The 10103-nt window shown below is 71.4% G+C and carries 12 protein-coding genes; 4 read left to right on the plus strand and 8 right to left on the minus strand.

The genetic code is table 11. The features are described from left to right. Positions 1-122 precede the first annotated feature (122 nt). The 5 genes from B5M43_RS01185 to sufB are packed head-to-tail and all read right to left on the minus strand — an operon-like array spanning position 123 to position 4190. Positions 123-452 carry a metal-sulfur cluster assembly factor gene (locus tag B5M43_RS01185; protein ID WP_055989398.1) on the minus strand — a complete coding sequence of 110 codons (330 nt, stop codon included), beginning with the start codon at positions 450-452 and terminating at the stop codon, positions 123-125. 8 nt (positions 453-460) lie between these two features. Further along, positions 461-1231, minus strand: a complete 771-nt coding sequence (gene sufC / locus B5M43_RS01190; protein ID WP_055989401.1) for a Fe-S cluster assembly ATPase SufC — start codon at positions 1229-1231, stop codon at positions 461-463. A 2-nt stretch (positions 1232-1233) separates the two neighbouring features. Then, the gene (locus tag B5M43_RS01195) at positions 1234-1560 is read right to left on the minus strand and encodes a non-heme iron oxygenase ferredoxin subunit (protein ID WP_055989404.1); all 327 of its coding nucleotides are present in this window, start codon (positions 1558-1560) and stop codon (positions 1234-1236) included. Further along, complete coding sequence (gene sufD, locus B5M43_RS01200; protein ID WP_134744967.1) at positions 1557-2771, minus strand: Fe-S cluster assembly protein SufD; 1215 nt, start codon at positions 2769-2771, stop codon at positions 1557-1559. Before sufD ends, B5M43_RS01195 begins: the two co-directional genes overlap by 4 nt. Continuing rightward, positions 2772-4190 (minus strand): Fe-S cluster assembly protein SufB, encoded by a 1419-nt coding sequence (gene sufB, locus B5M43_RS01205; RefSeq protein ID WP_055989409.1) that lies wholly within the window; start codon positions 4188-4190, stop codon positions 2772-2774. Positions 4191-4437: 247 nt separating this feature from the next. Between sufB and B5M43_RS01210 the strand changes: the two genes are divergently transcribed. The 3 genes from B5M43_RS01210 to B5M43_RS01220 all read left to right on the plus strand — a co-directional run bounded on the left by B5M43_RS01210 (position 4438) and on the right by B5M43_RS01220 (position 6384). Beyond that, positions 4438-5373, plus strand: coding sequence for a heme A synthase (locus tag B5M43_RS01210; RefSeq protein WP_134744968.1), 936 nt, complete (start codon positions 4438-4440; stop codon positions 5371-5373). A 70-nt stretch (positions 5374-5443) separates the two neighbouring features. Continuing rightward, positions 5444-5962, plus strand: coding sequence for a hypothetical protein (locus tag B5M43_RS01215; protein WP_205829438.1), 519 nt, complete (start codon positions 5444-5446; stop codon positions 5960-5962). Next, positions 5959-6384, plus strand: a complete 426-nt coding sequence (locus B5M43_RS01220; RefSeq protein ID WP_230667497.1) for a phosphodiester glycosidase family protein — start codon at positions 5959-5961, stop codon at positions 6382-6384. Before B5M43_RS01215 ends, B5M43_RS01220 begins: the two co-directional genes overlap by 4 nt. Before the next feature lie 57 nt (positions 6385-6441). Here the strand turns inward: B5M43_RS01220 and B5M43_RS01225 are convergent, their stop codons facing one another. Then, positions 6442-6954, minus strand: coding sequence for a YbhB/YbcL family Raf kinase inhibitor-like protein (locus B5M43_RS01225; RefSeq protein ID WP_134744969.1), 513 nt, complete (start codon positions 6952-6954; stop codon positions 6442-6444). Positions 6955-7080: 126 nt separating this feature from the next. Here B5M43_RS01225 and B5M43_RS01230 point away from each other — a divergent pair, with 126 nt between their 5' ends. Next, complete coding sequence (locus B5M43_RS01230; protein WP_134744970.1) at positions 7081-7497, plus strand: dinucleotide-utilizing enzyme; 417 nt, start codon at positions 7081-7083, stop codon at positions 7495-7497. A gap of 3 nt (positions 7498-7500) precedes the next feature. Here the strand turns inward: B5M43_RS01230 and B5M43_RS01235 are convergent, their stop codons facing one another. Both B5M43_RS01235 and B5M43_RS01240 read right to left on the minus strand, forming a co-directional pair. Further along, positions 7501-8955, minus strand: coding sequence for an MFS transporter (locus tag B5M43_RS01235; protein ID WP_134744971.1), 1455 nt, complete (start codon positions 8953-8955; stop codon positions 7501-7503). Position 8956: 1 nt separating this feature from the next. Beyond that, positions 8957-9877, minus strand: a complete 921-nt coding sequence (locus B5M43_RS01240; RefSeq protein WP_055989424.1) for a heme o synthase — start codon at positions 9875-9877, stop codon at positions 8957-8959. Between the last annotated feature and the right edge of the window lie 226 nt (positions 9878-10103).

Genomic DNA, 10103 nt, shown 5'->3' on the forward strand with positions numbered 1-10103 from the left:
GAAGCGAGCGTGCCGCGAAGCGGCCGAACCGCAGCGCGAAGCGCTGCCGAACGGAGCGTCAGCGACGTTCCTCGCTCGCAAGGGTGCCGCTTGCGGCCCCGCAGCGTGCGATCTCTTCTGAACTAGATCGCGAATCCCAGGGCGCGCATCATGTCGCGGCCGTCGTCCGTGATCCGCTCGGGACCCCACGGCGGCATCCAGACCCAGTTGATCCGGAACCGCTCGACCACGTCGTCCAGCGCCTGCGCGGTCTGCTCCTCGAGCACGTCCGTCAGCGGGCAGCCGGCGCTGGTCAGCGTCATGTGGATCACGAGCGCGTCGTTCTCCTCGTCCCAGGCGAGATCGTAGATGAGGCCGAGGTCCACGACGTTGACCCCGAGCTCGGGGTCCATGACGTCCTTGAGGGCCTCGGTGACCTCGTCGTACTTCTCCGGGGTGAGGGTCGCGGTCATGTCTCAGCCTACGCTTCGATGGGCTCGCCGGGCGCGAAGTAGCCCTCGTAGCCCTCGCTCTCGAGGCGCTCGGCCAGCTCGGGGCCGCCCTCCTCGACGATCTCGCCCTTGACCATGACGTGCACGAAGTCGGGCTTGATGTAGCGCAGGATGCGCGTGTAGTGCGTGATGAGCAGGACACCGAGGCCGGTGTTCTCCTTGGCGCGGTTGACGCCCTCCGAGACCACCTTGAGCGCGTCGACGTCCAGACCCGAGTCGGTCTCGTCCAGGATCGCCAGCTGCGGCTTGAGCAGCTCGAGCTGGAGGATCTCGTGGCGCTTCTTCTCGCCGCCCGAGAAGCCCTCGTTGACGTTGCGCTGCGCGAACTTGTCATCCATGCGCAGGTTCTTCATGCCCTGCTTGACGTCCTTCGTCCACGTGCGCAGCGACGGCGCCTCGCCGTCGATCGCGGTCTTGGCGGTGCGCAGGAAGTTCGTCACGGTGACGCCCGGGATCTCGACCGGATACTGCATCGCGAGGAACAGGCCGGCGCGGGCGCGCTCGTCGACGCTCATCTCGAGGACGTCCTCGCCGTCGAGCGTGATGGTGCCGCCGGTCACGGTGTACTTGGGGTGGCCCGCGATGGTTGACGCGAGCGTCGACTTGCCCGAGCCGTTGGGGCCCATGATCGCGTGCGTCTCGCCGGAGCGGACGGTGAGGTTCACGCCGTTGAGGATGGGCGTCGTGCCTTCTTCGGTCTCCACCGTGACGTGGAGGTCGCGGATCTCGAGGACAGCCATGGTCAGATTTCCTTCTTCAGCGTGGGGTCGATGAGCACGTCGTCTCCGTCGATCTCGACGACGAAGACCGGGACGGGCTCGTAAGCGGGGAGGTTGAGGGGCTTGCCGGTGCGCAGCGAGAACGCCGAGCCGTGGGCCCAGCACTCGAGCGTGTCGCCCTCGACGAAGCCCTCCGACAGGGAGATGTCGCCGTGCGTGCAGGTGTCGCCGATCGCGTGCACCTCGCCGGCCGAGTCGAGCACGACCGCGATCGCGACGCCGTCGACCTCGACCTTCAGCGGGGTGTCCTGCTCGAGCTCGCTCAGCGCGCACACGCGCGTGGCGCTCACGCGGCGGCTCCGTCCGGAGTCGCCGCCAGCTCCTTCTCGATGAGCGCCGTCAGCTCCTCCTCCAGGGAGGGGATGCCGATCTTCTGGACGGTCTCGGCGAGGAAGCCCAGGACCACCAGGCGACGCGCCTCCTCCTCGGAGATGCCGCGCGCCTGCAGGTAGAAGAGCTGCTCGTCGTCGAACCGGCCGGTGGCCGATGCGTGGCCGGCGCCCTTGATGTCGCCCGTCTGGATCTCGAGGTTCGGGATCGAGTCGGCGCGCGCGCCGTTGGTCAGCACCAGGTTGCGGTTGGCCTCGTAGGAGTCGGTGCCGGTCGCGTCCGGGCCGATCAGCACGTCGCCGATCCACACGGTGCGGGCGCTCTCGCCCTGGAGCGCGCCCTTGTAGAGCACGTCGCCCGTGGTCTCGACGCCCTTGTGGTGCAGGTACACCTGGCTCTCGAGGTGCTGGCCGGCGTCGCCGTAGGCAAGGCCGTACATCTCGCCGTTGGAGCCGGCGCCCGCGAGCTCCAGGTTCGGGTTCACGCGCACGACGCCGCCGCCGAAGCTGACGACGATGTGGCGCACCGAGGCGTCGCGGTCGACGCGCGCCTGGTGGGAGGCCGCGTGGATCGCGTCGTCGTCCCACTGCTGCACGGTCACGACCGTGACGTTCGAGCCGTCGCGCGCGATGATCTCGACGTTCTGCGCGTACTGCGCGGAGCCGGCGTGCCGCAGCACGACGGTCGCCTTGCTGTGCTCGAGCGCCTCGATGACGATGTGGCCGTCCGCGCGGCGGTCGGCGCCGAGGCCCGTGAACTGCACCACGATCGGCTCTGCCACCTCCTCCTCGCGCGGGATGCGCACGTGGAGGGCCTCGGTCGCGCCCTGCCAGGCGAGCGCCGCCGGCAGGTCCTCGGGGATGAAGAACTCCCCGCGCGGCGCCTGGCCGGCCGCGAGCGGCGCGCCGACGTACTGCGCGCCCGACACGACCTCGGCGGTCACGCCGTCGTTCGCGGCGGCCGCCTCGAACAGGGGCTTGAGGCGCGCCACCGGCGCGTGCTTCCAGTTGACCTCGCGGCCGGTGGGCACGCCGAAGTCCGCGGGCTCGTACGAGCGGAGGCGCTCCGAGCGGGTCTGCACCGGCACGGTCACCCCGGCGACCTGCGCCGCGGGGTCCACGTGGGCGTGCTCCTCCTGCGCCGCAACCGGCGCCGTCGTCGACGTCGTCATCTAGCCGACCGATCCTTCCATGCCCATCTCGATGAGCTTGTTCAGCTCGAGGGCGTACTCCATGGGCAGCTCGCGCGCGATCGGCTCGATGAAGCCGCGCACGATCATCGCCATCGCCTCGTCCTCGGGGAGGCCGCGGCTCATCAGGTAGAACAGCTGCTCCTCGCTGACCTTCGAGACCGTGGCCTCGTGGCCGAGCTGCACGTCGTCCACGCGGATGTCGATCGCGGGGTACGTGTCGGAGCGCGAGATCGTGTCGACCAGCAGCGCGTCGCAGCGGACCGTGTTGGCCGAGTGGTGCGCGTTCGCGTCCACCCGCACCTCGCCGCGGTAGCCGGCGCGGCCGCCGCCGCGGGCGATCGACTTCGAGACGATCGACGACTGCGTGTACGGCGCCATGTGGATCATCTTCGCGCCGGCGTCCTGGTGCTGGCCGGGGCCGGCGAACGCGACCGAGAGCGTCTCGCCCTTGGCGTGCTCGCCCATCAGGAAGATCGACGGGTACTTCATCGTGACCTTCGAGCCGATGTTGCCGTCGATCCACTCCATCGTCGCGCCCTCGTGCGCCACGGCGCGCTTGGTGACGAGGTTGTAGACGTTGTTCGACCAGTTCTGGATCGTCGTGTAGCGCACGCGCGCGTTCTTCTTCACGATGATCTCGACCACGGCCGAGTGCAGCGAGTCGCTCTTGTAGATGGGCGCGGTGCAGCCCTCGATGTAGTGGACGTAGGAGTCCTCGTCCGCGATGATCAGGGTCCGCTCGAACTGGCCCATGTTCTCGGTGTTGATGCGGAAGTACGCCTGCAGCGGGATCTCGACGTGCACGCCCTTGGGCACGTACACGAACGAGCCGCCCGACCACACGGCCGTGTTCAGCGCGGCGAACTTGTTGTCGCCGGCGGGGATGACCGTGCCGAAGTACTCCTCGAAGAACTCGGGGTGCTCGCGCAGCGCGGTGTCGGTGTCCATGAAGATGACGCCCTGAGCCTCCAGGTCCTCGCGGATCTGGTGGTAGACGACCTCGGACTCGTACTGCGCCGCCACACCGGCGACGAGGCGCTGGCGCTCCGCCTCCGGGATGCCGAGCTTCTCGTACGTGTTGCGGATGTCCTCGGGGAGGTCCTCCCACGACTGGGCCTGCTTCTCCGTGGAGCGCACGAAGTACTTGATGTTGTCGAAGTCGATCTCGCTGAGGTCGGCGCCCCACGTCGGCATCGGCTTCTTCTCGAACAGGCTCAGGCCCTTCAGACGGGTCTTGAGCATCCATTCGGGCTCGCTCTTGAGCGCGGAGATGTCGCGCACGACGGCCTCCGTGAGGCCGCGCTTGGCGCTCGCGCCGGCGGCGTCGGGATCGTGCCAGCCGAACTCGTACACCCCCAGACCTTCGAGCTCGGGGCGGTCGATCAGCACATCGGACATGACGTCACACTCTCCTCTTAGGCCGCAGACGGTGTCAGCCGCTCCAGCGGCGCGAGCCGATCGGATCCGCGCGAGCCGCCGTGGTGGGGCCTTCATACGAGACGCGAAGGTGTCGCGCCTAGACTGTGGGCGGTGCGGCGAGACTCTCGCGCGCATCCGCGTCACCACCTTCGATTCTACAGGTTCCGCCCCTCACCGGGCCGCGCCGGCCCCGCTTCACGGGGTACCGCCAGGAGGCCTTCCCGCCATGTCCGCCGCCACCGCAGCCCCCGTCACCGGCCCCGTCCCGGCCTCCCCGCGCACCGCCGCCGTGGCGGATCGCCTGCTGCGCGTGCTGGCGTGGCTGTCGTTCCTGGCGGAGACGACCATCATCGGCACGGGCGGTGCGGTGCGGCTGACCGGCTCGGGACTCGGCTGCTCGGAGTGGCCCCTCTGCACGCCCGACTCGCTCGTCCCGACGGAGGAGCTGGGCATCCACGGCTTCATCGAGTTCGGCAACCGCACCATGACGGGAGTCGTGGGCCTGCTCGCGCTGGCCGTCCTGATCGTCACGCTGCGCCGCGCACGCGCTCGCCGCGACCTCGCGGTGCTGGCCTGGATCGTGCTGGGCGGCGTCGCCGCGCAGGCCGTGGTGGGCGGCGTCACCGTGTGGACCGGGCTGAACCCGTTCATCGTCGGCTTCCACTACATCGCGTCTCTCCTGCTGGTGTGCACGACCGCCGCGTACCTGGTGCGGATGCACGAGGCCCCTGGGCCCCGCGAGCGCGCGGTGCCCGCGTGGTTCGCGATCCTGACGCATGTGACGTCGCTCGCGCTCGCGGCCACGATCCTCTTCGGCGTCCTGACCACGGCGAACGGCCCGCACTCCGGCGACGCGAACGTGATCCGCACGGGCTTCGACGCCACGGTGCTCGCGCACGTGCACTCGTGGCCGGGGTACATCCTGCTCGCGCTGGTCGTCGCGCTCGTGATCGCGGCCGCCGCGCTGCGCCTTCGCCCGCTCCCCTGGCTCGCGGCGCTGCTGGCGGTCATCGCCGTGCAGGTCGTCGTCGGGATCGTCCAGGCGCGCACGGACCTCCCCGCGCTGCTGGTGGGCGTCCACATGGTGCTGGCCGCCCTGTCCGCGGCGGCCTTCACCGTGGTCGTGCTGCGCCTGAAGCGGCCGGTGTCCGCCCCGGCGTGAGCACTCGGTCGGCGTTCATCCGTCGGCCACCTTCTCGTCTAAGGCGGAGGCAGACGCCGAGCTGGCCCGCGTGCGCGCGGCCGGCTTCGCCGGTCGCACCTGGTACGCGGGCTGGGACGGCAGCTCGGACGCCGCCGGTCACTGGCGCATCAACGTCCTCACGATCGATCCGCGGACGTTCCGCGGCGAGATCGGCGGCACGTACGGCCCGACGCTCGAGACGCGCGAGCGCACCACCTGGCTCGCGGCGCATGAGAACGCGACGGCGGCGGTCAACGCCGGCTTCTTCGTGTTCGACCCGGCCGCCGGAGCCGAGGGCGACCCCGCCGGCGCCGGCGTGTACGACGGCGAGCTCGTGTCGGAGACGATCGGCTCGCGGCCGGTGCTCGTCCTGGACGCGCACGCGGAGCGCACCGACATCACCCGCCCCGTCTGGGAGGGCAGCGTGCGGCTGCCGTCGGGCACGGCGACGCTCGACGGCCCCGACCGGGTCCCCGGCCTGATCCGCAACTGCGGCGGCCTCGGCGACGCGGCCACGGACCTGCCCCTGCACGACGTCACGTGCGCGTCGGCGCGGCCGTGCCCGTGACGCTGAAGCTGACGTCGGAGCGCGGCGCCGATCTCACCCAGCCGGGCATGTCCGTGATCAACGGCGGGCCGCTGCTGCTCGCCGACGGCGAGCACCGCATCACGCAGGCCGCCGACGGGATGGTCCACCCCCGCAACCCCTCGTTCCAGTACGGCTGGGTGCTGCAGCGCAACCCGCGCACGTTCGCGGGCGTGGATGCGGCGGGCCGGACCGTGCTCGTGACGGTGGACGGCCGCCAGGTCGGCGAGCTCGGCCTCTCCAGCGCGGAGACGGCCGACGTGGCGAAGGCCCTGGGCCTGGTCGACGCGATCAACCTCGACGGCGGCGGCTCCACGGCCATGGTGATCGAGGACGTGCTGGTCTCGCACCCGTCGGACGCCGCGGGCGAGCGCCCGGTGGGCGACGCGATCTACATCCGCTGATTCCGACGGAGGGCCCGGGCGCTCGGCGCCCGGGCCCTCCGCGTTCCCGTCAAGGGGTCAGTCGCTGGTCGCGGTCGGGACGAGGATCCCGCGCGCGAGCGAGTGGAAGTGACGGTTGAACCCGAGGATCGCGGGGGTCGCATTCTCGGGCAGGTCCAGGTGCTCGACGTCCAGGGCGTCCACGACGAAGAAGTAGCGGTGCACGCCCGTGCCCGGCGGCGGGCCGGCGCCGATGTAGCCCCGGACGCCCTTCTCGTTCGGCAGGACGATCCCGGCGGGCGTCTCACCGGTCGGGAACGACGTGACGTCCGCCGGGATGTCGTACACGGCCCAGTGCCAGAAACCGGAGCCGGTCGGGGCGTCTGGGTCGAAGCACGAGAGGGCGAACGACTTCGTGCCCTCCGGGGCACCCGACCAGCTCAGCTGCGGCGAGGTGTCGGAGCCGCCGCCGGCCGCTCCCCACTGCGCCTTCGGAAGCGGCTGGCCGTCGGCGATGTCGGTGCTGGTCAGCGTCAGCGGGGCGAAGTCGCGCAGGGTGGCCAGCTCGGCATACGGGTCGTAAGAGAACATGGGGCCTCCTTCCGCCGCCAGGCTAACGCGGCGCCCGGCGTCGGCGCACCCGGCCGCCGCGGGGCGCACAGGGGATCCATAGCGGGCGCATGGACGGCGCCTGGGCGGTCGGGTTCGACTGGCCCGATGAACACGAACGCATCCGTCAAGACCCGCACGTCCGCCCCGACCGCGTCCGCGCGGCTGCGCCGCAGCGTCCCGTTCTGGATCCTGCTCGCCGGATCGGCGGGCGCGCTCGCCGCCGGACTCGCGCTGACGCTGCCGCGTATCGACACGATGACCGCCAAGCTGACCGACATGACCGCGACCGGCATCGAGGTCTACGTCGGCCAGGCCTGGATCACCCTGGGCGCCGCGCTCGCCGGCGCGGGCGCGATCGGGCTCGCCCTCGCCCTGGCGCTCGCGGGCGCCGCGGCCCTCGTGCCCGCGCCCGCCCGCACGGACGACGCCGCGGAGGAGTGGACCGACGAGGCGCCGGACCAGGACGCCGCGCCCGAGGGCGCGGGGGCGGACGAGCCGGCGTACGCGGACGCCCGCGCCTGACCGCTACGCGGCGCCGGCGGAGCCGATCCCCCGGCGCCGCGCCAGGTCGGCGATCGCGGTGACGAGGGCGACCGCGAGGAACCCCGCGACCGCCAGCATGCCGGCCGCGTACGCGTCGTGGTACACGACGATCGCGGCCGCGTGGCCGTTCTCGCGGTACACGGTCGCGTAGAACAGCGAGAGGGCGACGGCCGTGCCGATCGCGGTCCCGACCCGCTGACCCAGCTGGCCGACCGAACCCGCGACGCCCGCCTGCGACCGCGGCACCTCCTCGTACATCAGCGCCTGGTTCGGCGCGATGACGAACCCGGCACCCAGCCCGCCGATCACCATGACCGCCGCCATGATCCAGCCGACGTGCGCGGCCGGCGCGAGGAGCGCGGTGACGATCAGCGCCGCGACCGCGAGCAGCATCACCGCGAGCCCGAGCGCCACGAGACGCCGGCCGTGCCGGGCCACGAGTCGCCCGCCGGCCCACGAGGTGACCGCGCTCGAGAGCGCGAAGCCGACCGTCACGGCCGCGGCCGAGAGCGCCGTCATCCGGACCCCGGTCTGCAGGAAGAGCGTCGTGACGAGGAACATCGCCGGCATGCCGCTGAAGTACGCGGCCCCCACGATGGCGCCGTTGCGGAAGGCCGGGGCGCGGAACAGGTTCGCGGGCAGGAGGGGCGTGCGCCCGCGCGCGGCGTATCGCCGCTCCCACAGGATCAGCAGCCCCAGCAGCGCGGCGAAGGCCGCGAGCGCCCACCACCGCTCGGACGGGTCCTGCGGCGACCCCGTCGTCAGCAGGAACGGCAGCATGAGCGCCACCACCACCCCGCCGAACAGCACGATGCCGACGGGGTCCAGGTCGAGGCGCCGCGCCCCGCCGTCCGACCGCGGCAGCAGCCGCAGCGCGAAGATGATCGCCGCGAGGCAGAGCGGCACGTTCATCCAGAAGATGCCGCGCCAGCCGTCCTGCTCGCCGCCCGCCGCGATGAACAGGCCGCCGACGAGCGGCCCGAACGCGGTCGCCAGCCCGATCGTCGCCCCGAACATCCCGAACGCGCGGCCCTGCGCCGCACCGCGGAAGAGCTGCTGGATGAGCCCCATCACCTGCGGCATGTGGATGCCGGCCGCGACGCCCTGCAGCAGGCGCCCCGCGAGAAGAACCTCGGCGTTCGGCGCGAGTCCGCACAGCGCGCTCGCGACCGTGAACAGCGACAGGCCGGCGACGAGCAGGGCGCGTCGCGAGCGCTGGTCGCCGAGCCGGCCCATCGGCACCATCAGCAGCGCGAGCGCGAGCACATAGCCGGACACGACCAGCTGCAGCTCGGTCGGGCCGGCCTCGAGCCCCTGCTCGATCGACGGCAGCGCGACGTTGACCTTCGTCAGATCGAGGATCGTGATGCTCGCGACGCCGGCGCACACCCAGAACGCGGGCCAGGGGCGCGCGTCCGCGTGCTCGGGACCGCTCACGTCAGAACGGCAGCAGCGGGTCGATCGCGACGGCGACGAAGACGAGCGTCAGGTAGGTGATCGAGGCGTGGAAGACGCGCATGGGTCCCGCGACCTCGCCGCGGACCGTGCGGGTGTAGAGGCGGTGCGACTCGTACAGGAACCAGCCGCCGAACACGAGGGCCGACACCGTGTACACGAGGCCCATGCCCGCGACCGGGATCAGCAGCAGCGAGCAGACGACCGTGGCCCACGCGTACAGGATGATCTGCAGCCCGACCTGCGCGCCCGAGCGCGTGGCGCCGAGCATTGGCACGTCGACGTTCTCGTACTGGTCGCTGTACTTCATCGACAGCGGCCAGTAGTGCGGCGGGGTCCACAGGAACACCAGGGCGAACAGGATGAAGGGCGCCCAGTCGAGCGAGTTCGCGACCGCGGCCCATCCGATCAGCACCGGGAAGCAGCCCGCGATGCCGCCCCACACGATGTTCTGCTCGGTGCGGCGCTTGAGGATCATCGTGTAGATCACGACGTAGAAGAAGATCGCGAACGCCGACAGGAACGCCGTGAGCGGGTTCGTGGTGAGCAGGAACCACGCGGTGGACACGATCGCGAGCGTCCACGCGAACACCAGCGCACTGCGCGGCGAGATCTCGCCCGTCACGATGGGCCGGTTCTCGGTGCGCTGCATGTGCGCGTCGATGTCGCGATCGAGGTACATGTTGAACGCCGCGGCGGCGCCGGCGCTCAGCGAGCCGCCGATCACGGTCGCCAGCACGAGCCACAGGTTCGGCAGGCCGTCCGCGGCGAGGAACATGACCGGCACGGTCGAGACCAGCAGCAGCTCCAGCACGCGCGGCTTGGTCAGCGCCACGTAGGCGCGGATCCGGCGCCCCAGGCCGCTCCTCGTCGTGCGGTCGGCACCGACGGTCGTCGTGGCCATGCCTCTCCTCCCCGCGCCGTGCTTCCGTGCCCGTGCGCGCAGAGGCACAGGCCCCCTCAGTCTAGGGCATCCGTACCCCGCGACCCGGCCGCCGCCGCGCTTCCCCGACGCGTCCTCACGACCGCGGATCGCCGCCCGTGAGCGGAGCGACACGTGCGCGTCACGGCCCCGTCTCAGAGCAGGCGATCGACTGTGTCACGCTCCGTCACGGAGCACGTTCCCGGCT

Source organism: Microbacterium sp. MEC084 (genome assembly GCF_004514465.2).
Lineage (GTDB): Bacteria > Actinomycetota > Actinomycetes > Actinomycetales > Microbacteriaceae > Microbacterium.